Source organism: Urechidicola vernalis (genome assembly GCF_031846385.1).
GTDB lineage: Bacteria > Bacteroidota > Bacteroidia > Flavobacteriales > Flavobacteriaceae > Urechidicola > Urechidicola vernalis.
In genome coordinates this window covers 119,568-146,121 of record NZ_JAVRHV010000008.1, presented here as the reverse complement: position 1 = coordinate 146,121, position 26,554 = coordinate 119,568, and the positions used below count along the sequence as shown (strand labels likewise).

General features: G+C 34.4%; 23 protein-coding genes. 4 read left to right on the top strand and 19 right to left on the bottom strand.

The window, feature by feature from the left end:
• Positions 1–82: 82 nt before the first annotated feature.
• The 4 genes from RM519_RS13460 to RM519_RS13445 form a co-directional block, all read right to left on the bottom strand.
• Entirely contained in the window at positions 83–346 is a 264-nt protein-coding gene (locus RM519_RS13460) for a SemiSWEET family sugar transporter (RefSeq protein WP_311594343.1), read from the bottom strand.
• Between the two features lie 15 nt (positions 347–361).
• Positions 362–2,470 (bottom strand): ferrous iron transport protein B, encoded by a 2,109-nt coding sequence (gene feoB / locus RM519_RS13455; RefSeq protein ID WP_311594342.1) that lies wholly within the window; start codon positions 2,468–2,470, stop codon positions 362–364.
• The gene (locus RM519_RS13450) at positions 2,467–2,706 is read right to left on the bottom strand and encodes a FeoA family protein (protein WP_311594341.1); all 240 of its coding nucleotides are present in this window, start codon (positions 2,704–2,706) and stop codon (positions 2,467–2,469) included. The genes feoB and RM519_RS13450 overlap by 4 nt, the downstream gene beginning before the upstream one ends.
• A 63-nt stretch (positions 2,707–2,769) precedes the next feature.
• Entirely contained in the window at positions 2,770–3,450 is a 681-nt protein-coding gene (locus RM519_RS13445) for an SCO family protein (protein WP_311594340.1), read from the bottom strand.
• 148 nt (positions 3,451–3,598) lie between these two features.
• Here RM519_RS13445 and rseP point away from each other — a divergent pair, with 148 nt between their 5' ends.
• Positions 3,599–4,924 carry an RIP metalloprotease RseP gene (gene rseP, locus RM519_RS13440; RefSeq protein WP_311594339.1) on the top strand — a complete coding sequence of 442 codons (1,326 nt, stop codon included), beginning with the start codon at positions 3,599–3,601 and terminating at the stop codon, positions 4,922–4,924.
• A gap of 67 nt (positions 4,925–4,991) precedes the next feature.
• Here rseP and bioB read toward each other — a convergent pair whose 3' ends face one another.
• The 6 genes from bioB to RM519_RS13410 form a co-directional block, all read right to left on the bottom strand.
• Positions 4,992–6,092 (bottom strand): biotin synthase BioB, encoded by a 1,101-nt coding sequence (gene bioB / locus RM519_RS13435; RefSeq protein WP_311594338.1) that lies wholly within the window; start codon positions 6,090–6,092, stop codon positions 4,992–4,994.
• A gap of 37 nt (positions 6,093–6,129) precedes the next feature.
• The gene (locus RM519_RS13430; protein ID WP_311594337.1) at positions 6,130–6,519 is read right to left on the bottom strand and encodes a hypothetical protein; all 390 of its coding nucleotides are present in this window, start codon (positions 6,517–6,519) and stop codon (positions 6,130–6,132) included.
• A gap of 14 nt (positions 6,520–6,533) precedes the next feature.
• Positions 6,534–7,715: a beta-ketoacyl synthase N-terminal-like domain-containing protein gene (locus RM519_RS13425; RefSeq protein WP_311594336.1), complete on the bottom strand. Its 1,182-nt coding sequence runs from the start codon at positions 7,713–7,715 to the stop codon at positions 6,534–6,536.
• Positions 7,716–7,807: 92 nt separating this feature from the next.
• The gene (bioA, locus tag RM519_RS13420) at positions 7,808–9,073 is read right to left on the bottom strand and encodes an adenosylmethionine--8-amino-7-oxononanoate transaminase (protein WP_311594335.1); all 1,266 of its coding nucleotides are present in this window, start codon (positions 9,071–9,073) and stop codon (positions 7,808–7,810) included.
• Positions 9,074–9,118: 45 nt separating this feature from the next.
• Positions 9,119–9,739: a dethiobiotin synthase gene (bioD, locus tag RM519_RS13415; protein WP_311594334.1), complete on the bottom strand. Its 621-nt coding sequence runs from the start codon at positions 9,737–9,739 to the stop codon at positions 9,119–9,121.
• 78 nt (positions 9,740–9,817) lie between these two features.
• Positions 9,818–10,912: an aminotransferase class I/II-fold pyridoxal phosphate-dependent enzyme gene (locus tag RM519_RS13410; protein ID WP_311594333.1), complete on the bottom strand. Its 1,095-nt coding sequence runs from the start codon at positions 10,910–10,912 to the stop codon at positions 9,818–9,820.
• Between the two features lie 156 nt (positions 10,913–11,068).
• Here RM519_RS13410 and RM519_RS13405 point away from each other — a divergent pair, with 156 nt between their 5' ends.
• Positions 11,069–11,200 carry a FeoB-associated Cys-rich membrane protein gene (locus RM519_RS13405; protein ID WP_311594332.1) on the top strand — a complete coding sequence of 44 codons (132 nt, stop codon included), beginning with the start codon at positions 11,069–11,071 and terminating at the stop codon, positions 11,198–11,200.
• A gap of 101 nt (positions 11,201–11,301) precedes the next feature.
• Here the strand turns inward: RM519_RS13405 and RM519_RS13400 are convergent, their stop codons facing one another.
• The 6 genes from RM519_RS13400 to RM519_RS13375 all read right to left on the bottom strand — a co-directional run bounded on the left by RM519_RS13400 (position 11,302) and on the right by RM519_RS13375 (position 19,214).
• Positions 11,302–13,329: a S9 family peptidase gene (locus RM519_RS13400; protein WP_311594331.1), complete on the bottom strand. Its 2,028-nt coding sequence runs from the start codon at positions 13,327–13,329 to the stop codon at positions 11,302–11,304.
• Between the two features lie 101 nt (positions 13,330–13,430).
• Positions 13,431–14,495, bottom strand: a complete 1,065-nt coding sequence (locus RM519_RS13395; RefSeq protein WP_311594330.1) for a nuclease-related domain-containing protein — start codon at positions 14,493–14,495, stop codon at positions 13,431–13,433.
• 527 nt (positions 14,496–15,022) lie between these two features.
• Complete coding sequence (locus RM519_RS13390; protein ID WP_311594353.1) at positions 15,023–15,844, bottom strand: ZIP family metal transporter; 822 nt, start codon at positions 15,842–15,844, stop codon at positions 15,023–15,025.
• A 5-nt stretch (positions 15,845–15,849) separates the two neighbouring features.
• Positions 15,850–16,308, bottom strand: coding sequence for a thioredoxin family protein (locus RM519_RS13385; protein ID WP_311594329.1), 459 nt, complete (start codon positions 16,306–16,308; stop codon positions 15,850–15,852).
• A gap of 1 nt (position 16,309) precedes the next feature.
• On the bottom strand, positions 16,310–18,568 hold the full coding sequence (locus RM519_RS13380) for a TonB-dependent receptor (RefSeq protein ID WP_311594328.1): 2,259 nt from the start codon (positions 18,566–18,568) through the stop codon (positions 16,310–16,312).
• Positions 18,555–19,214, bottom strand: a complete 660-nt coding sequence (locus RM519_RS13375) for a metal-dependent transcriptional regulator (RefSeq protein WP_311594327.1) — start codon at positions 19,212–19,214, stop codon at positions 18,555–18,557. The genes RM519_RS13380 and RM519_RS13375 overlap by 14 nt, the downstream gene beginning before the upstream one ends.
• A 122-nt stretch (positions 19,215–19,336) precedes the next feature.
• Here RM519_RS13375 and RM519_RS13370 point away from each other — a divergent pair, with 122 nt between their 5' ends.
• Together RM519_RS13370 and RM519_RS13365 are read left to right on the top strand one after the other, a co-directional pair.
• Entirely contained in the window at positions 19,337–20,269 is a 933-nt protein-coding gene (locus RM519_RS13370; protein ID WP_311594326.1) for a ketopantoate reductase family protein, read from the top strand.
• 73 nt (positions 20,270–20,342) lie between these two features.
• The gene (locus RM519_RS13365) at positions 20,343–23,726 is read left to right on the top strand and encodes a class I tRNA ligase family protein (RefSeq protein WP_311594325.1); all 3,384 of its coding nucleotides are present in this window, start codon (positions 20,343–20,345) and stop codon (positions 23,724–23,726) included.
• A 68-nt stretch (positions 23,727–23,794) separates the two neighbouring features.
• Here the strand turns inward: RM519_RS13365 and RM519_RS13360 are convergent, their stop codons facing one another.
• From RM519_RS13360 to RM519_RS13350, 3 genes are read right to left on the bottom strand one after another with little or no spacing between them, the layout of a single operon-like run.
• Positions 23,795–24,577, bottom strand: a complete 783-nt coding sequence (locus RM519_RS13360) for an ABC transporter permease (protein WP_311594324.1) — start codon at positions 24,575–24,577, stop codon at positions 23,795–23,797.
• Entirely contained in the window at positions 24,570–25,277 is a 708-nt protein-coding gene (locus tag RM519_RS13355; protein ID WP_311594323.1) for an ABC transporter ATP-binding protein, read from the bottom strand. The genes RM519_RS13360 and RM519_RS13355 overlap by 8 nt, the downstream gene beginning before the upstream one ends.
• A complete protein-coding gene (locus tag RM519_RS13350) occupies positions 25,277–26,506 on the bottom strand; it encodes a nitrous oxide reductase family maturation protein NosD (RefSeq protein ID WP_311594322.1) in 1,230 nt (409 codons plus the stop codon). Before RM519_RS13350 ends, RM519_RS13355 begins: the two co-directional genes overlap by 1 nt.
• Positions 26,507–26,554: the final 48 nt, after the last annotated feature.

The window sequence follows — 26,554 nt, the reverse complement described above, 5'->3', positions numbered from 1 at the left end:
TAATAAAATTAACCAAGGCCATTTAGCAATTTGCAAAAAACAATGAGCTTGTCGAGATGCAGCCATCTCGGACATCAGTTCATTATTTTTTAGTGTAGCGCACCTTAAAAAAGAGAATACTCAATACAATAATTCCAGAGGCTAAATTTGCAAGAATTATAGATAAACTATCAATATGCACACCATAATAAAACCACAAACAAATACCAATAAACATAGCAATATACATTGTTAAAGAAACATCCTTAACTTCTTTAGTATGCCATATTTTAAAGGCTTGTGGCACAAATGAAGACGTGGTTAAAACAGCGGCTAGTAATCCTATTATTTCTATATTAAATTCCATAATTACAATACTCTTTTAATTCAATAATTGAAAAGCAATTAAGGCTGCTATATAAGCAATTGAACTCATTCCAATCAATTGTACAATTGGCCATCTCCAACTATTTGTTTCTCGTTTTACAATTGCCAAGGTTGCCATACATTGCATTGCAAAAGCATAAAACAACAATAAAGAGATACCACTTGCTAAGTTAAATATTTTGAGTCCGTTTTCGTCCGTTTCTGCCGCCATTCGTTCTTTAATGGTTCCATCTTCCTCATCTGCACTTCCTACACTATAAATTGTAGCAAGTGTTCCAACAAAGACCTCTCTGGCTGCAAAAGAAGTAATCAAAGCAATTCCTATTTTCCAATCATATCCCAAAGGTTGAATTACAGGCTCAATAGTCTTCCCTGCAATTCCTATATAAGAATTTTCTAATTTATATGCTGCTATTTTATCTTCTAACTCTAATTCTGAAAGATTTTGATTTACAACTTTCTCAGTAATAATTTCTTCAGCATTGTTAAATTTTTCGCCAGGTCCAAATGAGGCTAAGAACCAAAGGATAATTGAAATTGAAAGAATTATTTTACCGGCATCTACTAAAAAGGTTTTTGTTTTTTCTACTACGTTTATGGCAACATTCTTAAACAATGGCATCTTATAATTCGGCATTTCAACTACGAAATATGACTTGCTTTTAATTTTAAGTGTTTTATTTAAAATAAACGCCGCCGTAATTGCAGATGCAAACCCTAATAAATACATAAACATTAATGTCAATCCTTGCGCATTAAATATTCCAAGAACAGGAATATCTGGAATTACCAAAGCGATTAAAATAGCATAGACAGGCAACCTTGCAGAACATGTAGTAAACGGTGTTACCAAAATAGTAATTAAACGTTCTTTCCAACTCTCAATATTTCTTGTAGCCATAACTGCAGGAATCGCACATGCTGTACCAGAAATTAATGGCACTACACTTTTACCGCTCAATCCAAATCTTCGCATGGTTCTATCCATTAAAAACACCACACGACTCATATAACCACTCTCCTCAAGTAACGAAATAAATAAAAACAGAAAGGCAATTTGAGGAACAAATATTACGATTCCGCCTAAACCGGAAATCACCCCATCAGCCAATAAATCTGTAAACATACCTGCTGGTAAATTGTCTTTTACCCAATCGGCCATCGAAGCAAAAGATGCATCAATAAAGTCCATTGGAATACTACTCCAATCGAACAGCATTTGAAATATTAACAATAGAATCGCAAAGAAAATGACATAACCAAATACTTTATGTGTAAGTACTTTATCCAATCTACTTCGTAAATCTGTCGCCTTTTCCTTATCTACAGTATAACCTTTCTTAAGGATGTCGTTTATAAATTTATACCGTAAAATGGTTTCTCTATGTTGTAATTTTTTGAGTTCCGAATTTGATTTGGTTTCAAATGAGAACTCACCACTCATACGGTTCTTATCAATTTTTCCAAAGTTGACATCTTGTGTTATGACCAACCATAATTTGTACAATGATTGATTTGGAAAAGTTGTTGCCAACCTTTTAAAATAGGCAGGATCTATATTGGCGGTGTCTAAAGATATATCATTGTTTAAAGATCGATACTCTAACAATGTGCTCTTTAATTCTTCAATCCCTTCATTCTTTCTAGAACTTGCTAAAACAATTTTTGTTTTTAGTTCTTTTTCAAGTAGTGGAATATCTAAAGAAATTCCCTTTCGTTTCATTCTATCCGACATGTTTATAACCAAGATTGTCGGAATCTCTAAATCTTTTATCTGTGTAAAGAGTAATAAATTACGTTTTAAGTTCTCAACTTCAGTAACAACAACTGCAACGTCGGGGTAATTTTCATCGTTCTTATTCATTAACAATTCAATCACCACACTTTCATCTAACGACGAAGCGTTAAGACTATATGTTCCAGGTAAATCAATGATTTTTGCCTTTTTATGGCGAGATAGTTTACAATAACCTACTTTCTTCTCAACGGTAATTCCAGGATAATTCCCTACCTGCTGATTAAGACCAGTTAAGTGATTAAAAACCGATGTTTTTCCTGTATTTGGATTTCCAATTAATGCGACTTTTAAAACTTCAGTACTCATAAATTGGATTCGGCTATTTTTTGAATTGAAATTTGAACTGCGGTTTCTTTACGAATCGACACATAACTTCCATCAATATTAATGTATAGTGGGTCGTTAAATGGCGCAAATTGTACCAATTCAACTACGCTTCCTGGCAGACAGCCCATTTCGACTAATTTTAAAGGAATGGCCTCAATCTCAAATTCTTGAATTATTCCTTTTTCTCCTTTTCGCAAAGTTGCAATTGTATGCATGCAGTCGTCTCTAAATTAGGAGACAAATATACTAATTAGAACCATTCTAAAGTGTGACAATTATCACTTCTTTTTAAATTGATCTTGAAGTATTCTTATATCCTGAATTAACAGTTCCATTTCTTCAGAACTTGTTCCATCATAATATCCACGAATCTGCCTTTTTTTATCTATCAGCACAAAATTCTCTGTGTGAATAAAATCTTGTACGCCACCATCTCCTTCATCTACAACAGCAAAATAACTCTTCCGAGCCAAGTTATAAATGTGCTTTTTTTCTCCAGTAGTTACATGCCATTTTTTATCGTCAACACCTTTCATATCGGCATAGTCTCGTAAAACCGGAATGCTATCCATAACGGGAGTAACTGAATGTGACAGTAACATAATATCAGGATCATTTTTAAATGCCTCTTGCACTTTTATCATATTATTGGTCATAATCGGACAAATAGTCTGACACCGTGTAAAGAAAAAATCAGCGACATAAATCTTATCCTTATAATCTTCTTGCGTTATGTTTTCTCCATTTTGATTGATTAATGAAAAATTGGCAATGGTATGATCATTTCTTATATGCCTTACCTCATCATCTACCAATCTTGGGTTTACATCGGCAGGATTAAAAACCGGTAAACGTTTATCTGGATTTAAAATAGAATAAATAGCCCAAATCATAAAGACTGAAAACACGGCCATGATAACCAAAGTAGGGAGCGATTTTTTAAAAAAAGATAGATTCATCGTGACTGCAAATTTAAAATAATCGTAACGTATTTCGTCTAACTCCTACTAATTAATTGTTAAATACTTTAAGAAGCATAAAAGAGTGTTTCATAGCTGTATATAAAATAGTACATTTGTGCGTTTTTTAGATTAAGAAAGAGACTTTATGGAAATATTGATAAAAGCATCGCAGTTCCTTTTAAGCTTGTCATTTTTGATAGTGCTTCACGAATTAGGACACTTTATTCCTGCGAAATTATTTAAAACCCGTGTTGAAAAATTTTACTTGTTTTTCGATGCTTGGGGTAAAAAATTATTCTCCTTTAAAAAAGGAGGCACAGAATATGGAATTGGTTGGTTACCACTTGGAGGGTATGTTAAAATATCTGGTATGATAGATGAAAGCATGGATACTGAGCAAATGAAACAACCTGCTCAGCCATGGGAATTTCGTTCTAAACCAGCATGGCAACGTTTAATTATAATGTTAGGTGGTGTTGTTGTTAACTTCATCTTAGGGTTTTTAATCTACATCATGGTTTTTGCTGTGTGGGGTGAAGAACAAGTGAAACCTGGTGATGTGAAAAATGGATTTGCGGTTCACGAAACATTTAAGCAATATGGATTTCAAGATGGAGATCAATTGTTAAAAATGAATGGAGAGCCATTAGAAGATGTAATGGTTGTAAACAAGCACTTGTTTTTACGCGATGTTACTACTATAGATGTTCAGCATTTAGACGGCTCTAAAGAAACCGTTGGTATTCCGAATGATATTGGTCAAATTATGTGGGAAAATGGTGTAATGACTCCTTTTTCTCCAAGATTTGCTGCGATTATAGATACTATTATTCCGGAAAAACCTGCTGCTGAAGTCGGATTACTTAAAGGGGATGTTATTGTTGCTGTTAACGGGGCTCCAATAAAATATTGGGATGAATTTTCTTCAGTTGTAGATAAAGGTGAAGATTTAAGTGTAACCGTTTCTAGAAATGGAACAGAAAAAACTATTGCTGCTACTCCAAATGAAGAAAACAAATTAGGTGTTGGCCCATTTGCAGAAGTTGATGATGTTTTAATAATAACACAAAGAGATTTTTCTTTTGGTGAGAGTTTAAGTTTAGGAACTTCTAAAGCTTTTTGGACTTTAAAAGATTATATGACTCAATTTAAATATGTCTTCACTAAAAAAGGTGCAACTAGCGTAGGTGGATTTATTGCTATTGGAAATATTTTCCCTTCTACTTGGAGTTGGAAAGCTTTTTGGGGCATTACAGCATTCTTATCTATCATGTTAGGTTTTATGAACTTATTACCGATTCCTGCTTTAGATGGAGGCCATGTAATGTTTACGCTTTGGGAAATGGTTACTGGTAAGAAGCCAAGTGATAAATTTTTAGAATATGCGCAAATTACTGGGTTCGTTCTTTTAATGGGGCTTTTAATTTTAGCTAACGGAAACGATATCTACAAACTCTTTACAGGGAGTTAGAAAATAAAATAACAAACAAAAAACCCGAAGCATTGCTTCGGGTTTTTTGTTTTATAATAGTAAAGCACTAAGCATTTCTTAGTTCTTTCCCTTTTTCTTTTGCTGCTTCATTTCTTTCAATCTTATGCTCAGGTCTTGTCCATTTTGGCTTTTCACCTAAAGATTGATATTCAGAATCCTTTGCCTCAACCGATTGCGGTTGCACTTTTTTAGTAAATGGCTTTTGAGGATTCATTCCTAACAAATTAAATAATTTCATATCCTCATCTACATCCGGATTAGGAGTCGTTAATAATTTATTTCCTGCGAAAATTGAATTTGCTCCTGCAAAGAAACACATCGCTTGCCCTTCTTTACTCATCTGAGTTCTACCTGCCGATAATCTTACTTGAGTCTCTGGCATAACAATTCTAGTAGTTGCTACCATTCGAATCATTTCCCAAATCTCTACTGGCTTTTCCTCTTCTAAAGGCGTTCCTTCTACTGCCACCAATGCATTGATAGGAGTAGATTCCGGTTGTGGATTTAAAGTTGACAATGCAACTAGCATCCCCGCTCTATCCTCAATATTTTCTCCCATACCAATAATTCCACCAGAACAAACAGTTACATTTGTTTTACGCACATTATCAATAGTGTCTAATCTGTCTTGATATCCTCGTGTAGAAATTACCTCCTTATAATATTCTTCAGAAGAATCTAAATTGTGATTATAAGCATACAACCCGGCTTCGGCCAAACGTTTTGCTTGATTTTCAGTTATCATACCTAAGGTACAACAAACCTCCATGTCTAGTTTGTTAATTCCACGAACCATTTCCAAAACTTCGTCAAATTCTGGTCCGTCTTTTACATTTCTCCAAGCTGCACCCATACAAACTCTAGAACTTCCTCCAGCCTTTGCCTGTAATGCTTTTTGCTTAACCTCTTCAACACTCATTAAGTCATTACCTTTTACACCTGTGTGATAACGTGCAGCCTGTGGGCAATAGCCACAGTCTTCCGAACAACCACCTGTTTTAATCGATAATAACGTTGAAACTTGTACCACATTTGGATCGTGGTTTTTTCTATGTACGGTTGCCGCGTCATATAACAACTCCATCATTGGTTTGTTATAAATGGCTAATATTTCTTCTTTCGTCCAGTCGTGTCTTTGTACACTCATATCGTTTGATTTGATGGGTCAAAAATAAGGAAAATGATTATCTTCTTTTAAAAATCAGTGGTCCTTTATTACCGCTATCTGTTATAAAAATTCCCTCTAAGGTGTTTTTATCTTTGCTTAATTTTAAATAATGTGTCCCTCCATCGGGGCCCCAAGCCTCAATGGGCTTAATAACATCTACATGATAAATAATGGAATCTCCTTTAATAATTCCAGATCCGGATTCAAAAAAAGATTCTCCTTTAAATTCTATATAATGTCCCATGTGAATGCTATCTCCAATAGTTGAAAATACAGCATAACAATTGTCAAAATTTTCACCATTACAATCGCTCCAAATCCCATTGAAGTTTTCATGCTGATTTTTAGAATCCATACACGACACAACCAAAAGGGCTAGAATAATGATTAAACTTAATTTTTTCATAAATGCTAAATTAACTATTCCTTCGAAACTAAAATACTCACCGCATTCCCTCCAAATCCGACTGCGTTTACCAAAATCTTATTTAATTTTTTCGGCTCTTTTTGATTTTCTAAAAATGGTATTCCAATAAATTCTTGATGTTCGAGCATCAATATAGCCAATTCTAAACTCAGGGCTCCAGAAGCTCCAAAAGTATGCCCAATCTTCCATTTGTTAGAAGTAAGTACAGGCATGCCATTACCAAAAACTTTTTGAATGGCTTTATACTCTGAAGTATCTCCTTTTAAGGTTCCTGGCGCATGCATAACAATGGCGTCAACTTCATTTATATCTATGTTTTTCATGGCCATTTTCATAGATTTTTGAAAACAAATTGCATCGTCTGAAATGGAAATATTATGTTCTAGTATTTCTGTTGCATATCCGATCCCTTCTATAATACCTAGTGCATTCTTTTGTTTTCCTTTTTCCAAGGCCAACACGCAAGCTCCTTCTCCTAAAATCATACTGTTTTTCTTTTTAGAAAAATCAAGTGTTTTACAAGGATACTGTACTCTTGACTTCACTTCGACAAGCTCAGTGTGACATGGTGCGTAAATTTTTAACGCCTTCATTTGAGCAATTGTAAAATCGGTCAATGGGGCTTCACTCCCACCCACCAAGAACTTCTCTGACATTCCCGAATTGATCCATGCTACTCCATTTAAAACGGAATGCAATGCTGTTGAGCAGGTAATTGAATGGCTGATTGTTGGTCCTTGAGATTGCAAATCATGAGCAATCCATGAAGAGATATTTCCTAAAGTCGTTGTTGGAGAACTTAAGGTTTCTGTTTTCCCTCTCTGCAAATAGTCTTGATGGTATTTTTCAAACAATTCTGTTGCCCCGCGAGAAGAACCAATATTGACTCCAAAATCTCCTTCTTTCCAATTTAAATGTGCAACGGTATTTCTTGCAGCTATAATAGCCATCAAAACAGATTTATCTAAATCTTTATAGTGTTTATCTGATTTTTTTAAAATTCCTATTTGCTGTTCCACCTCCTCTGATAAATCGGCAACATAGGTATTCACACCATTAAATTTTCTTTTAGAAAAATGATGATTCTCTTTTAAATAATTAGTCCAAACATTATTAGAAGAAATTCCTAATGGAGAAATAGATGATAATGCAGTAATGGAAATTGGTTGGATCATGGATCTGTCTCACTGATTAATTCGGCATTTATTTTTAGATGGAAAGATTTCTCGACTCCGCTCGAAATGACAATAAAAAATTTAAGACAAAACTACACTATTTCCAATGCCTGCTCAATGCTTTTATACACTTTTTGCAGTTCACTCTTCGAAATTGTAAATGGCGCCAAAATGTAAATCGTATTGCCTAACGGTCGTAGAAAAACACCTGTTCTCATAAAATGCTGAAACAATTTATCTCGCAGATTTCCGTAACGTTCCATTTCAATATTTAAATCCAAGGCAAAGATAATTCCTAATTGGCGTGTGCTTTTTACTTTAGGATGGTCTTTAACTTTTGTATTAAATTCTTTATGCGATTGGATCACACGTTGAATGTTTTCTTGCATTTCTTCCGTTTGCAATAATTTCATACTTGCCAAAGCGGCATTACATGCCAACGGATTTGCCGAATACGTATGGCCATGAAAGAAGCCTTTGCCAATTTCATCTGCATAAAATGCATCATATATTTTCTGAGAACAAGTGGTTAAAGCCATTGGGGCTATTCCTCCAGTAAGAGATTTTGATAAACAAATAATTTCAGGTTTGTTGTTTAAATGTTCAGAAGCAAAGTTTTTTCCCGTTTTTCCGAATCCGGTCATTACTTCATCAGCTATAGTAACCACCCCGTTTTCATGAGCAATAGCAATTAATTCATCTAATAAATGTGCATCGTACATATACATTGCAGAAGCACCTTGTACCAAGGGCTCAAAAATAAAGGCCGCAACATTTTCATTTTTAACCAATGTTTCAAATTGATCTATTACAACTTGAATATTGTCTTTATTTGGAATGGGAATTCGTGCTACATCTATAAAGAAATCTTCAAATGGACCATTATAAACCGACAACCCAGAAACGGACATCGCTCCAAATGTATCTCCATGAAAGCCCCCTTCTAATGCAACAATCTTTCCTCTTTTTTCTCCTTGATTGAAATGATATTGCAATGCCATTTTTATGGCAACATCTACAGACGTAGAACCATTATCAGAAAAGAAAATCTTTTGCTGATTCTTGGGTAAAATATCCATCAGAGCTTCTGACAATTCAATTGCTGGTTTGTGTGTATATCCGCTAAAAACAACCTGATCTAAGGTATCTAGGCCTTCCTTAACTTTAGAGGTGATAAACTCGTTGCAATGCCCATACATACATGTATACCAAGATGCAATAGCGTCGATATATTCATTTCCTTTATCATCCGTAAGAATACAACCTTTGGCCGAAACTATTGGCAAATGGTTTGGGTGAATTTTATGCTGTGTTAACGGGTGCCACAGGTGTTTTTTATCTCTTTCTTGTAAACTCATCTTCTTCAATTCTGTTTCGATATCAATGCTACGCAGTTATATCTACTATAATTCAATTAATTTATCTCTAAATAAATCAGCGTATTTTTTAACCACTGTCTTATCAAAATACTCCTCTTCATTTATTCTACCAATAATTGAAACTCCTGTCATCTTTTGAATGATGGACTCCGTTGTTGGATGCTCATCTCCACTAAAAATCACTGAAACATCGAACCCTTTTTCTTGCAATAATTTAATTGTAAGCAAGGAGTGATTGATACTGCCTAAATAATGTCTAGACACTACAATTATTTTATCGGAAGACTCAATTAAATCTAAAATTGTGTCATTATTATTAATGGGAACTAACAAACCTCCAGCTCCTTCAATAACTAGATTATTTGTTGTTTCTGGGCGGCTAACTTTATCTAACGTAATTTCAATTCCGTCAATTTCTGCAGCTGCATGTGGACTCATTGGCGTGTTTAAAGCAAATGAATTTGGATGAAATGTTGAAGTTGAATTAGACACCAATTCTGACACTTTTTTAGTATCGCAATTATCCAATTCACCCGCTTGTACTGGCTTAAAGTAATCTGCTTGCAAGGCCTCTGTTACTATTGCTGATGCAACCGTTTTGCCAACTTCTGTAGAGATACCAGTTATGAAATAATTTTTCGACATAATTCCTTCCTACTTATTCAAAATTGATTTTTAATTCAATGTATTTATGTGATGTTTCGACTGTGCTCAACATGACATTTAGCCTGCAAAAGTACCAAGTAGATTTAAGATTTCATCTATTTCTTGGATAGAATTATAACTATGCAAACAAATTCTTAGGCGCTCTTCTCCCAAAGGTACTGTTGGCGATAAAATTGGCTTTACATCATAGCCTTTATCTTGTACCTGAGAGGCTATGGTTTTTACTTTAGCATTCCCCGAAATTACGCAGCAATGAATAGCCGAAGTGCTATCTACAAAATTTAATTTGTGATTGGTGTCCTTCAGTTGTTGATTGAAATAATTTATGTTCGTTCTAAGTTTTAACAAGGGAGATTCTTCCGCATTCCCTAAAATGACAAGTTCTTCAATCGCAACTTTTATACTCGCCACGGTATGCAATGGAATTGCCGTAGTATAGATAAAACTTCTTGCAAAATTGATGAGATAGTTTTTTAACTCATTAGAACCTAAAACAACAGCACCATGACAACCTATTGCTTTACCAAAGGTGTGGATTCTTGCAAAAACATTATGCTCCAAATCGTATTGTTGAAGTAAGCCTTCACCATTTTTTCCAAAAACACCTGTAGCATGTGCCTCGTCTACAATCAAGTGTGCATTGTATTTTTCACATAATTCTGAAATACCCTTCAAATCTGGTGAATCTCCATCCATTGAGAAAACTGATTCGGTTACAATATATATTTCGTTTTCTTGAGTTCTCGACTCCGCTCGAACAGACAACTTTTTTTCTAAATCAATTAAATCATTATGTCCAAACTTACTAGCCTTAGCATTGCTCATTTGTATCCCATCTCTAATCGAAGCATGAATGAGTTCGTCGTAAAAAATAAGATCTCCTCTCTGCAAAACAGATGAGAATAAACCAACATTGGCATCATAACCTGAATTAAAAAGCAGTCCAGATTCAGCATTAAAAAAAGTTGCTAATTGTTGCTCAACCTCTTCATGTAAACTATTATTGCCTGAAAGCAAACGAGAACCTGTAGTTCCGTTTTTATGTTGCTTCTCATTTAAAATTTGAATAGCGTTTTTATGTAACTCGTTTGATTGTGCAAATCCCAAATAATCATTAGATGAAAAATCTATCAAATCATTTTGGGTTTTCAAACTTCGCAGTGAGTTTGATTCAGTGCGTTGTATAAGTTTTTTATGTATCCTATTCGGAAAGTTCATAGCTCAAAATTACTTATTAAAATGGACGCCACCATAATAATGATTATCTTTGCATGATATTTTTCGCATTTTAAAACGACGAATGCATAGATGGAATTATTTCAACAAATACTAGTATTTATTACCGTTGCTTTAGCAGTTGGTTTTTTAGTAAAAAAGTACTTCTTTAAAAGCAAGAAAACCACAAAATCTTGTGGTGAAGATTCTTGTGGTTGTCATTAAATGTTTTTCTGTCATCCTGAGCGCAGTCGAAGGATCTCTTAATCGTTAAGATTCTTCACACAGGAAGTCGGTTTCCTTGTTCAGAATGACAATCGAATCAATTATTTCCCTCTATACTTTTCAAACCAAGCCAAGGTGTGCGCTATTTTACTAATTAAATTACTTGGTCTGCGAGCAATACCGTGCGATGCACCAGGAATCTCTACCAAAACAGTTTCAATTTTACGCAGTTTTAGCGCATGATATAGTTGTTTGGCTTCACTTGGTGGTGTTCTTAAATCATTCATTCCCACCATAACCATGGTCGGTGTTTCTATATTTCCAACCAAAGAAATTGGTGAAAACTTCCAATAGATTTCAAAATTTTCCCAAGGTTGACCAGGATATCTAGAATTCGCATATCCATAATAATTATCGGCCACCAATGTTTTAGAAATCCAGTTCATAACTGGTTTAGCCACTACTGCTGCTTTAAATCGGTTGTTCTTTCCAATAATCCATGCTGTCATAATTCCACCAGCACTTCCACCGGTAACATACAATTCGTTCTCATCGGCAATGCCTTTTTCAATTAGATAATCTACACCGTCCATTACATCGTCATAATCTTGACCAGGGTAGTTATTGTATAATAAGTTGGCAAACTCTTCACCGTAACTAGTACTACCTCTAGGATTTGGATAAAACACCACATAACCTGCTGCGGCATATAATTGCATTTCGGCACTGAAACGATCACCATAGTTTAAGATAGGGCCACCATGATTTTCTACCAAAATCGGATATTTTTTAGAAGCATCATATTGTGGTGGTTTTACAATCCATCCTTGAACTTTTCTCTGATCGTATGATGAAGTGTACCAAACTTCTTCTACTTGCCCCAACTCACGTTGGTCTAAAATATCACTATTTAAATCTGTGATTAATTTCGCTTCTCCTTTCGATTGAATTACGGCTAATTCTGCTGGATAATCAGGAGTAGATTGCGTATAAACAATGGTTCCTGCATTAGAAACCGAATACGAACCTGATGCATAGGGACGACCTAAGGTAGTCCCTCCAACATTCTCGGCTAACTTGTTGATTTTTCCACCTGTTGTTATATAGGCAATTTTCGTATTCCCTTCTGTATCATATGTAAAATACAATCCTTTACCTTCAGCATCCCAAGTAATATTACTTACGTTTCTATCTAGTTTCGAAGAAATCACTTTTCTAGCGCTTCCATCCGTTTTCATCAAATTTAAATAGGTCGTTTGATGTGCTTGTACCTTATCTTCATAACTTAAAAACGCAACCCAATCATTCTTAGGAGAAACCATTGGACTGCGGTCTGGACCTTGCTGTGTGGTTAATTGAATTATTTTCTTAGAAATTGTATTTACCTTATATACCTCGCTATTTCTAAAGTCATATTCCCAGTTTTCATTTCTATTTGCCGAGAAATAAATTTCATTTCCGTCAGATGAAAATGACAATCCGCCACCATGATTAAAATTCCCGCTTGTTAATTGCATAGCACTTCCACCTTGCGCTGGAACTGTAAAAATATGTGTAAAGCCAGGCTTTAAATATCCTGCTCCATCTGCTTCGTGTTTTAATCGATCGGTTATTCTGGCTGCATCTGCCCATTTAGCACCTTTAGGGGCTTTAGGCATTTTAGCAATTACCGGAGATTTTGCACTAACTTTCATAGTAAATGCCAGTGATTTTCCGTCAGGACTCCAAGTTAATGATCCAGGTGATGCTGTCAACTGCGTTAGTTTTGCTATTTGCCCTGATGACAACCAATACATATAAATTTCAGAGCCTTCAGAAGTACTGCTTGTAAATGCAATTCTATCTGAAGATGGCGACCAAGACGCTTGTGATTCGCTAACTTCACGAGTGGTTAATTTTCTATGATTTGTACCATCAGAATTAAGTATCCAAAGATTACCCTTTGAATTATCTTTCATAATGTCAAACCCGTTTCTTTTATAAACAACCTGACTTCCATCTGGTGAAATTTGTGGGTCAGAAGCAAATTCTAGCTCAAATACGTCTAAAGATTGAAAAGGAAGTTTTTCTTGTGCAATTGAAAAATTGAAAGTCAACAAGAATAAAAGTAAGTAGCTGGTCTGTTTCATTTTTTGAAAATTTAAAGTTTGGAAGGTACGAATTTTAGAAAATATTTTTCCTTTTACATCGATACAAAACAGAAAAAGTATCAAAAAGAAATTAGGGCGACTTAGTATTGATGATTACTAAGTGAACTGGCTATATTTTCAACTTCTTTATTCGAAAATATTGGGTCAAAATATTCAATATAGTTATTCAATTCCCTTAATAATTTTATTTTGACATGTTTAAATTCTTGGTTGGGTTTAGAATTAATCATTACAATAACGTTTCTAATAGGAATTTGCTTTTCACCCCAATGATGATAGTTTAAACTATGACTATTATTAACTAAAATAAAAATAGCAAAATTTGTTCTTTGAATTTGATCAACCGGAGATCTTAAACTGAGTGAGTTTATTGATTTTTGACTCCAATTCTTTGTTTCTAATATAAAAATACCTGATCTTGAAATTAACAGATGGTCAATTTGAATTGAATAAATTCTGTCATTAGTTCTTTTGTTATAAATCGGAGGATTAAATGTTTCTTTGAAATTGTTTATGAGAATATATTCATCTGATAGTTTTCTAATCTCCTTTTCGACCAAACTTTCTCCAATTGCACCCGCTATAATTGGCTTCAATTCATCAATTGCCAATCTTACTTTTTTCAACTTTTGAATTTGTGAATTAGATCGAATTTTTAATTCTAACTCTCTACTATTGGAAAGATATTCAACTCTTTTAGAATCTTTCTGAATCTTTTGTAATAAGATTCGGAATGAATTTTCAACGATTAAATCATAATCCTCAATAAGGTGATCAAGATTTAATTGAACATTTCTAATCTTAAAATATAGAAACCATTTATAAATAAAATTGGCGCGAACTTTTTTATTTTCTAGGATTGATTTATGCTTCTTCTTATTTTCAATTCTAAGGTCAAGTTCTTCTATTCCTTGTTCCTTTAATTCCGGTATTTTATTTGAATTTTCTTTTATTCGTAGATTAATGTTTTGAATTTCGAAACTAATCTCATTTTTATAAAACTCAATTATTTCATTTTTTCTTTTAGGATATTCACTCTTAAATTTATTGATATCATTTACAGAATTGAATAAGTCGATATTTCTATTATCCAATTCATAACGCAAATTTTTAAGAGATTCTATTTGACCAATTACCTTTGCCATCAATATTTGATTGAGAAGACAAAGATAAGTGATACCTGCCTATCCCAACCCGACATCTAAGGTCATCATTACAATAAAGCCCATTAATGAAATTAAATATTTGATATTAGATAAGTAAACCAGTTATTTTAGAAGACACCATTCATTTTGCCTTGATGCAAAACGAATCAAAAAATCAAGTCCCGGATTTTCGATGGTCGAAATGAGTTTTATGTCCTAAAAGAAATGAACTCGTTTTATAAAACTCAAACAGCATTTCTTTTTGGCGGACATTTCAACTTTTCGACGCTCAACTACAAATCCAATGACAAATAATTTCAATAAATCATACTTCTTTCCTCCCTTATCCGTAGTATAGAAATAAGAATCTGTTTAGATTTCGTGAAACCCTGGAACGAAATTAAGATGCTTGTTTCGGTTTTCCAATTGGAAAAATACATAGGAAAAGGTGTCCTTTTTGGGTATCTTTTTGGACAAGCAAAAAGATGCAAAGAAAATCCAATGAATTTATTTTTCTAAAAATTGCTCTACCCTAATCCAACATCCAAGGTCATCATCACAATAAACCCTCCTATAAAACCAAGTGTGGCGATATCTGTATATTTATCTCGCTGCGTTTCGGGTATTACTTCTTCTACTACAACAAAAATCATAGCACCTGCTGCAAAGGCTAATGCATATGGCAAAATAGGTTGAAATGTCATTACAGCCCATGCTCCTATTACTGCTGCAATTGGCTCTACAATAGCTGACATTTGACCGTACCACCAACTTTTTCTCCTACTAAATCCTTCTCTTCTTAACGGCATTGCTACTGCAAATCCTTCCGGGAAATTTTGCAATCCAATTCCTATCGCCAAGGCAACAGCTCCTCCAATAGTAGCACCATCAAATCCTGCAGCTACACCTCCAAATAATACTCCAATAGCCAACCCTTCAGGTATATTGTGAAGTGTAATTGCAAGCACCAACAATGTGGTTTTATGCAATTGCGTTTTTACTCCTTCCTTTTCTGTTTCTTTAAAATTTACATGTAAGTGCGGCATTATTTTGTCCAAACCGAATAAAAACAAAGCCCCCAAGCCAAATCCAACTACAGCAGGAATTACTTTCACAAAACCTTCCCCTGGACTCATTTCAATTCCTGGCGCTAATAAACTCCAAAAACTGGCTGCCACCATTACTCCTCCGGTAAATCCTAGCATTCCATCAAAAACAGCGCGGTTCATCCCTTTGAAAAGAAAAACAAGTCCGGCTCCGGCGGCTGTTAAACCCCAAGTAAATAAAGTAGCATAAAAGGCCGCTAATACGGGGTCAATGCTTTCAAAATAGTTAATTATTTGATCCATCATAACTAATCAGTTTTATTTAATATCATCATTAATTCATTTTTACTAAGCGACATATTGAATTGAAATACAATGTCGTAATTTTTATCTAAAATGCAAGTAGTTGGGAATGCCAACTGCCCATCTAGCATTCCTATTTCATAAGCCAATTCATGGGTTCCAGTCGTAGGTCCAGATGGTTTATAAACGTATTTTTGGTTATGAAAAATAATATCTTCTTTAGATTCTCCATTGAACATTATGGTGTAAAAATCGTTGTTCAACTTTTTAATAATTCGCTTGTTCTTTAGTGTTGTATTCTTCATTAAATGACACACTTTACACCAATCGGTATGAATAAAAATAAATACAGGTTTTGGATCACTTTTTTGCAATACGTCTACTTCTTCAAAAGAATAGGTCTTTAATTGACCAAAAGTCAATGAAGAAAAAAAGAACAGTAAAACAACACTTATCTGTTTCATTTTAATTCAAATTATATCGCAAGCCTATAAACCCTCTTATTCCTTGATTTGGTGCATACACATAAGACGGATCAAATGTTAATGCATATGGATTCTCTGGAGTTGGAACTACATTACCATCATTATCGAATACCACATCCTTATCGAATGGATCATGCGCTCTGGCTATAATAAATGGGTTTCCTTTATTCGGGGTCCAATTTAATAAGTTTTTTACACCTGCGTACAATTCAAACCCTTTCCAGCCATCATAGGTAAATTGAATGTTTTGAATACTCCAATACGGAGAATATTCTTGTCTAGGATCCAAATCTCCTAACAGTGGTAATCGCATCGGACCATATACATTTCCGGTATAATCAATATTTAAATCCCAATCTTGTATTTTGTAAGAAACCGCCCAAGTACCCGAGAATTTCTCTGTCAATATTTGGTCTTTGGTAATACCGTCTTCTGTATTGGATACATTCATATAAGTAGCACCTATTAAGGCTTTAATTCCATTGCTAAAAATAATATCTACATTACCGCTAATACCTGCTGTAACCGCGTACCCGTCTAAATTATCGTAAATGATTTGATTTGGATTGGTATCGTAATCTGGAATTATGAGATTGTTAAAATAGGTGTACCAAGCAGAGGCATCTAGCCCGATGAAAGTTCCGTTGTTGGCATAAATTTTACTTAAAAAATTCAAATTGACGTTATACGACTGTTCAGGTTCTAATTCTTCCGCAATTATCACATCTCTAGAACCAGTTAACGCAGCGTGTTCTTCAGTAAATAAGTTTACCACTCTAAATCCAGTTCCCGCATTTAAACGCAAAATACTATTGTCACTTACACTCCACTTGTATGCCAATCTTGGGGTAAAAATATTTCCATGTCTACTGTCATAATCATATCTAGCACCAAGCAATAAGGTATGTTTTTCTGCCAAATCAATTTCATCTTGTACAAATAAACTAGGAATTACAACTTCGTCTTCAGTCTCAGTTGCAGGCGTATTATCATCATAATATTGATAGCGAACTGCAGTACCAAATAGTAAATCGTGCTTGTTCTTGGTTACATCATATGTTAACTGTCCAAATCCTATTTTTTGTTTTGCCAAATATGGCGTATCTCCGTAAACAGAGTTTTGATCATGATCTGTATAAGAAAAATTAAATAACATATTGGGTTCAACAGGTAATTGATAAGAGCCCAAAACTTCCCATCGTTTGGTATAAATAGATTCGCCATAAACCTCTTCACCACCTCTATATGATTTATTCCACTGCATTTCTCCTCCCCATCTGTCTTCATAAAAAAAGCGCCCAGCTACGGAAAATAACTTGTTACTTTTCCTGTTGAAGTTCCATTTCTGGAAAACCGATATTCTATCTTGTAAAGTAACATCCGTAAAATTATCGTCGTTGTTATCTATTGGGTTACTGTAATTATAATAGTTAACTCCTGTTAGTACAGAACTATTATTTATGTTCGCTTTCATACCCACATCAATATTCGTTTCTAACCAAGACGTGACATTTACATCGGCAAAAAATTTAGGTGCAGACCCGGGATTTTTGGTAATGATATTTATTAATCCTCCAACGGCCTCACTACCATATAATGATGATGCCGGCCCTTTTACAATTTCCAAGCGTTCCATTAAGGCATTTGGAATTCCGGACAAGCCATAAACTGTAGATAAACCTGAAACTATAGGCATTCCATCAATCATTACAAGTGTATATGGTCCTTCCAATCCATTGATATGAATATCGCCAGTATTACATACATTACAATTTAATTGTGGCCGAACGCCATTTACATTTTGCAAGGCATCAAATATGTTTGGTGTTGGGTTTTTCTTAAAAAATGTTGGTTTGTATACTTCAACCGGTACAGGAGTAGAAGATCTAGATACTGGTTTTAACGTACCAGTAATAACAACCTCATCTAAAGATGAACTTTCGTTTAATTCGAAATGAACCGTAATCTCTCTTCCTTTAAGGTTAATTTTTTTTGAAGTTGGTTCCATTCCAGTAAAAGATATGGTTATTTTGTAAGCTCCATTCGGAATGTTTTTTAATTCATACACTCCTTCTTCTGAAGTAGTTGTTCCATATGTGGTCCCTTCTAAATACACGTTTGCATAAGGCAAAACATCTCCTTGAAAGCGTACTTTCCCCCTAACAGTTGATTGAGAGAATGCACTTACCGTTAACAGAAAAAATCCTATTAGTAGTAATTGTGGTTTAATTGAACTCATTTAAATAAATAATATCCGTAAAGTCTTGGTTAAGTAATAGGGTGTTTTTAGCCACGGTAATTTGGGTCATATTACTTGTGCTAAACTGTTTATTTATTTCAATTTCGGCACCATTAATTAGCCCATTTTCCAAACAAAAATCAAAGAATTCTTTGTTATCACTTACCAATCTAGAGATAACATAAGTGCTACCTTCTATAGCCTTAGACATAACCACCGAAGTATCTGTTGTTGTAATAACACCATCTTCGTTTGGAATTGGATCTCCATGTGGGTCGAATTTAGGATGACCTAAATAGGCACTAATTCTGTTTGCCAGTAAATCTGATGTCTGGTGCTCTAATAATTCAGCCTCTCTATGAATATCATGTAAAGACATGTCAAATAAATTGAACAGTAACGATTCCCAAAGGCGATGCTTTCGAATTACATTTAGGGCCATTTTCTCTCCAAGAGCGGTTAATTTTAATGGCTTATATTTTTCGTAAATCAATAAATCTTTGGTCGATAATTTCCGAGCCATATCGGTAGCCGCGGCATTTGTAATATTTAATTTCTTAGCAATATTACCTGGTTTGGTGTCTTCATGGTGTAAGACATCCAATTGATAAATTGTTTTTACAAAGTTTTCTACAGCAACTGACATGGTTAACTTAATTTAAAATTTAAGCATACTTAAATATTTTACAAACATAACTAAAATAATTTATTTAGGAATGCGTTTTATTAAGTTTTAAATCTGCTTATCTTGTTCAAAAATTCAAACAGATGAAAATACTGGTTTATGGAACTGGCGGCGTTGGAGGTTATTTTGGAATTCGATTGGCTCAATGTGGTCATGAAGTCACATTTATTGCAAGAGGGAAACATTTGGAAGCCATTAAATCTCATGGCTTACAATTAAAAAGCGTTGATGGCGATTATCATCTTAATGAAGTTTGTGCAACCGACAACCCAGAAAAATTAAAACCTGACTTTGATGTTATAATTCTAGGAGTTAAATCTTGGCAAGTTAGATACGTTGCAAAACTGATTAAGCCCTTAGTTCAAACAAAAACCACAATTATTCCTTTACAGAATGGCGTTGCGCATATCGATGATTTAACGGAAATTCTTGGTGGCAAAAATGTGCTTGGTGGGTTTTGTCGTTTGTATGCTAAGATTGAAGCACCCGGAATTATCAATCATTTTGGCTTTCCACCTGAATTGATTTTTGGTGAATTAAACCATACTGATTCGGAGAGAGTTCAAAAAATAAAACAAACTTTTGAAAAAGCACTTTTTAAATCGACAGTTTCAACTTCAATTAAATCCGATTTGTGGAAAAAATTCATTTTTATAAATACTGTTAGTGCCTTGGGCGGATATACCGGTTATTCCATTGGTAAAATGTATGAGTTAAAAGATTCAAGAGAAATGTTCGCAAGTACTATAAAAGAAATGTTGGCCATTGCTATGGCTCAAAACATTGATTTGCCGAAGGATTTTGATAAAACGATGATGACATTTATTAGCAATCAACCATACGATTCAACCGCTTCTACACAAAGAGATATTTTAGAAGGTCGCCCATCTGAACTTGAAAATTTTAACGGATATATTGTAAAACAAGGAGAAAAATTTGGGATTGAAACTCCGGTGAATGCATTTATTTACAACAGTTTATTACCGCAAGAATTAGTTGCTAGAGGGATAAAATAATCCTTTATTCTTTCGAACAGAAGCAGTAACTTTGCCAACTTTAAGAAACGCTGTTAAAGCAGGAAGTTGAGTTATGAGTTACGATCACAAAAGAATAGAAAAAGACTGGCAACAATATTGGGCAAAGAACCAAACATTTAAAGCCTCTAATAATTCTGAAAAACCAAAATATTATGTGCTGGATATGTTCCCTTATCCATCTGGAGCAGGACTGCATGTTGGACATCCACTAGGTTATATTGCCTCAGATATTTATGCACGCTACAAGCGTCATAAAGGATTTAATGTTTTACACCCTCAAGGTTACGATTCTTTTGGCTTACCTGCGGAGCAATATGCAATTCAAACTGGGCAGCATCCTGCAAAAACAACAGAGGAGAATATTGCAACATATCGTCGTCAATTAGATCGTATTGGTTTTTCTTTTGATTGGTCTCGTGAGGTGAGAACGTCTTCACCAGAATATTATAAATGGACACAATGGATTTTCATTCAATTGTTCAATTCTTGGTACAATAAAAATTCGGACAAGGCAGAAGATATTTCTACATTAGAAGCCATTTTTGAAGCAGAAGGAAACAAAAAAGTTAACGCGGTTTGCGATGAAGAAATTGCATCATTTACAGCAGCTGCTTGGAAGAAGTTTTCAAAAAAGAAAAAACAAGAGATTCTATTACAATACCGATTGACATTTTTATCTGATACCGAAGTAAACTGGTGTCCGGCACTAGGCACCGTTTTGGCAAACGACGAAATTGTGAACGGTGTTTCTGAGCGTGGAGGTCACCCAGTAGTTCGTAAAAAAATGACCCAATGGTCTATGCGAATTTCTGCATATTCTCAGCGTTTATTAGACGGATTACAACATATAGATTGGCCACAACCATTAAAAGATTCTCAAACAAATTGGATTGGGCGCTCACAAGGTGCTATGGTTTCTTTTAAAGTGTTACCTAACGATTCAACTGACGAAAAAGGAGCCCTTTCTTTTAAAACAATTGAAGAAATTAAGGCCTTGCGATTAAACACCTCTAAAGCTAGTAGTATGCTTTGGGATGTATTGCGTAAGAAAAAAGGTTCAGTAAAATTTAGACAGCAATACATATTGGGTGATTTTATTACCGATTTTGTGAGTTTTAATAAAAAAACAATTGTAGAGTTTTCTGGTAAAGAGGATGAAGTTGCTAGAGCAAATTTCTATGCAACTGAAGGCTATAGTGTGGTTTACATTTCTGAAGAAGAAATACTAGAAAATATAGATAAAGTACTTTCTAAAATCAACAACGGAATTCAATTCCCTAAGATTGCAGAAATTAAAAAAGTTGCCAAAAAGAAAGTCAAAAAAGAAGCAGCAAAAGTAATCGATGTCTTTACAACAAGACCCGATACAATTTTTGGCGTGAGTTTTATGACTTTGGCACCAGAGCACGAGTTGGTGTCTCAAATTACAACGGCAAAGCAACAAAAAGCAGTAACTGCTTATGTAGAAGCAACAGCAAAACGTAGCGAACGCGATCGTATGGCTGATGTAAAAACCATTTCTGGCGTATTTACCGGAGCCTATGCAGAGCATCCTTTTACAGGAGAAAAAGTACAAATTTGGATTGGTGATTATGTATTGGCTAGTTATGGAACAGGTGCTGTTATGGCAGTTCCTTGTGGCGATCAGCGTGATTATGACTTTGCCAAACACTTTGATATTGATATTCCGAACATTTTTGAGGGTGTTGATATTTCTGAAGCAGCTCATGAAGATAAGAACGGAACGAAGATTGCAAATTCAGATTTCTTAAATGGCTTGCCATATAAGAAAGCCATGAAAACTATTATCTATGAACTAGAGAAAAAGAAAATTGGTTATGGTAAAATAAACTACCGATTGCGCGATGCTGTATTTAGCCGTCAACGTTATTGGGGTGAACCTTTCCCAGTGTTTTACAAAGATGGAATGCCACAAATGATAGATACTAAGCATTTACCTATTGCTTTACCAGAAGTTGAAAAATACTTGCCTACAGAAGATGGAAAACCGCCTCTAGGAAATGCAACAGACTGGGCTTGGGATACGAAAGCGAATAAAGTTGTTAGCAATGATAAAATTGATAACAAGTCTGTTTTTGCCTTAGAACTAAACACCATGCCAGGTTGGGCAGGAAGTTCTTGGTATTTTAACAGGTATATGGACTCGCAAAATTCAGAAGAGTTCGCTAGTAAAGAAGCCTTGGACTATTGGCAAGATGTTGATTTATATATTGGAGGTTCTGAACATGCTACCGGACATTTATTATATGCTCGTTTTTGGCAAAAATTCTTGTTCGATAAAGGCATCGTTCCTGTTGATGAGTTTGCAAAGAAACTGATCAACCAAGGGATGATTACTGGAACTAGTGCTTTTGCTTACAGGTATTCTTTAGACTATAGTGTTTCATACAAAGCTGAAGACGGAAGAAAAGTCAATTTAGTATTAAAAGACGATTTCTTTATATCAATAGGCACTCTAAATAAAAAGTCAGGAAATGCATATGACCTTGATGGATTATTTGAAAAAGCAGAAGCAATACTAATAGAAGGTTTAAAAAAGAAAGACAGTTCAGAAATTCAAATTGAATTTCATCAAGAAATACTAGCTCCTATACATGCAGATGTTTCATTTGTAAACACCTCAGATGAATTAGATATTGAAGCATTTAAAAACTGGCGAGAAGAGCATAAAAATGCCGAATTCATCACGGAAGAAAATGGAACATTTAAAGTAAGTCGTGAGGTTGAAAAAATGTCGAAATCAAAATACAATGTAGTAAGTCCAGATGCTATTTGTGAAGAATACGGAGCGGACAGTTTGCGTTTGTTTGAAATGTTTTTAGGACCATTAGAGCAATCTAAACCTTGGAAAACTTCGGGTATTTCTGGTGTGCTTTCATTCCTAAAGAAATTATGGAAATTGTACCATGGTGGTACCGATGGTGCGTTCTTCGTTTCAGATGAAAAAGCAAGTAAAGACGAATTAAAAACACTTCATAAGACCATTAAAAAGGTTGATGAAGATATCGCTAATTTCTCTTTCAACACATCTGTCAGTTCGTTTATGATTGCTGTAAATGAGTTAACGGCTTTAAAATGTAATAAGCGTGAAATCTTAGAAGGGTTGATTGTTTTAATCTCACCATATGCACCTCATATTGCAGAAGAACTTTGGAGTAAACTGGGTCATAAAGATTCTATTGCTACCGCTGAATTCCCTGTTTTTGAAGCAAGTCATTTGGTAGAGAGTTCTAAGAACTATCCTATTTCATTTAATGGTAAAATGCGTTTTACGCTAGAATTACCATTGGATATGAGCAAAGACGATATAGAAAAAACCGTACTAGCACATGAAAAAACTAAAGAGCAATTACAAGGTCGCGAACCTAAGAAAGTTATTGTTGTACCTGGTAAGATTGTGAATATTGTAGGGTAGTAAAACACTCTATACAATACCTATAAAAAAAACCGAAGACTAAATCTTCGGTTTTTTTTATGTTCAAATTAAAAATCTTTCTTCCGCAGTTTTCTTTGAATACGCCATACAGGAAATAGCACCCATAAACTCATTACAAATAATGAAATGATTAATCCAAAATTAGTGCCGAAAAATTTTTTGAATACAGCACCCGTATAACCCAACAAAGCAGAAATATCTAGTTTTAATAATATTAAAATACGTGATAAATCAATCGGGTTAAACATGGTTGCTAGCAACGAAAAATTATCCAATGGATATTCGTTAAACACCATTAATGATATTAAAAATAGCCCGTCATAAATGACTGCCAAGAATAGCCACATTAAAATTGCATATCCAAACCCTTTAATTTTATTGGTATTAGATAAAGCTATATTGTATGCCAAGGCTACAAAAATAAAGTTGAGGAAAGAACCGACTACAAGTAGCAATCCAAAATCGAAAATAGCAGAGGACATAAAGATGCCATATAGTAGAAAAGGAATTCCCAAGCCTAGAATTAAACTAAGCGTTAAAGAGATGGAAATTCCCAAGTATTGCCCTAAGAAAATAGTATTTCGTTTCATAGGTTGTGCCAAAAGGAGTTCGGTAAACTCCTTGGAATTGTAATAGTACATCACCCCGAAAATAGTTCCGATTAATGGTGTTAAAACGATGATGATATTAAGTAATGTAATAATGGCTTTATCCACATCATTATTTAAAAACAACAGGACAAATCCCAAGGCTAAATAAAAGGCAAAATACACGTAACTCCAACGGCTACGCATTAAATCGTAAAAACTATATTTTAATATTTTAAACATATTGCTTCGAAATTAAGTGCGCAATGGCATGTTCTAAATCTGTTTGCTCCGTCTTTGTTTTTAGATTTTCGATACTACCTTTAAAGTAGATGTTCCCGTCTAACAAAAAGACAATCTCATCGGCTATTTCATCAACAAAACTCATGATATGAGTCGTAATTAAAATGGTCTTTCCTTTCGCTTTTTCCTGCTGAATAATTTTCTTTAAATGAATTAAAGCAATCGGATCTAAGCCTGTTGTTGGCTCATCTAAAATGATGATATCACTGTCGAACATAAAGGTTAAAACGATGTTTACTTTTTGCTTGGTGCCACCAGATAGATTCCCCAGTTTTTTATCTATAAAAGGTGTTAATCCAAATAATTCTATTAGGTCTTTTTCATTAGATTCCTTTGGTCGTAAGTTCTTAACCATGGCAATCAACTCCTTTACAGAAAGGTTTGCTGGAAAGTTGGCAATTTGTGGTAAGTAATTAATCTGATTGCGATACTCCCATTTTTTCAAAACCGATTTTCCATCAATTTGAATAGCACCACTATTCGGAATTACCATTCCTAAAATACTTTTAATCAAAGTGGTTTTTCCAGAACCATTTGGACCTAATACTGCAAATATTCCACCTGCCTCAATGTCTAAGTCCAAGCCGTCTAAAACGACCAATTTGCCAAACTTTTTATGTAATTGACTAATTTGTATCATTATATTTTTTGCATTAAAGGTGAGTTGTCTAATAAATTATCTGGTGTAAAAACCGGGGACACTTTTTCTGAAAAGTTGATAATATCAACAAATAAACTTCTCAATAGCACGATAGACTCCGGAGTTCTATGAGCGATATATGAAAACAGCTTTACGGGTCTATAAGGCACATCGCCTACACCGTTTTTATCTAAATCGTAACCTGTGTATTCACTCCAATAATTGCTATCAAAAGTGTTCGAATTTATTTTACTGTTGTATGATAAATCAATGGCATTGTGTAAAAAATTATTCTGATTAAAATGGTTTTCATAACACGCACCCACTACTTTTATGGCCCATCCATTTCTAGTAAAGGTATTGTTTTTATAGTTGATTCTTGTAGAACCATCCACACTAATTCCGATCGTGTTTTTAGAAAAAGTGTTGTTTTCAATTTCTGCATCGTAGATTTCTTTGAGTAGCAATCCGTAGGAAGCAGAACCCCAATTCTGATTAAATTGATTGTTCGTCATCTTAACAAACTTAGAGAACATTACTGCAACTCCGGCACCATTGTTTGTAAACACATTGTCGTGGTATTCGTTATTATTAGAGAACATAAAATGCAGCCCATAACGTAGGTTTCCATAACTTTTATTATTACGAACAATGCTATTTTTTACAAATTCAAAATAGATACCATCTCGCAAACCTGTTAATTCATTGTTTTCAATTTGCATGTCTTCACTATGCCACAAATGAATTCCATTTCCGGAACCCGCCTGATCCACAGCGTCACTAATTAATTTGTTGTTTTTGATTATCCCATAACGAGATTTTTCGATGAGCAAACCAAAAAACACTTTTTCCAACACATTGTTTTGAAGTGTAAAGTTTTTGGACTTGGAAACCAAAATAGCAGCAAAATCTTTGGTGTAACTGTGTCCAACATTTATGATTCTGAGCCCTTCTATAGAAAAGTTATTCGCTTTTACTGTAAAGATGGTTTCTTTATGTTCACCATCTACAGTGGGTAAGCCAACACCAATAATCTTAACCGATTTATCTACAGCAATTCCATGTTCTTTGTAAACACCCTCTTTTATTAGAATTTCATCGCCATCTTTGGCAAGACTTAAGGCTTGCTTAATGGTTTTTACTTCGCAGGTATTGCATACTTCAATCTGACTTGCTAGTAAGGAAGAACAAAAGAATAACGCTAATATGGTTAGTAGTAGGTTTTTCATATTTATGGTTTTTATTTAGTTGTCATATTGAGCGAAGCCGAAATATCT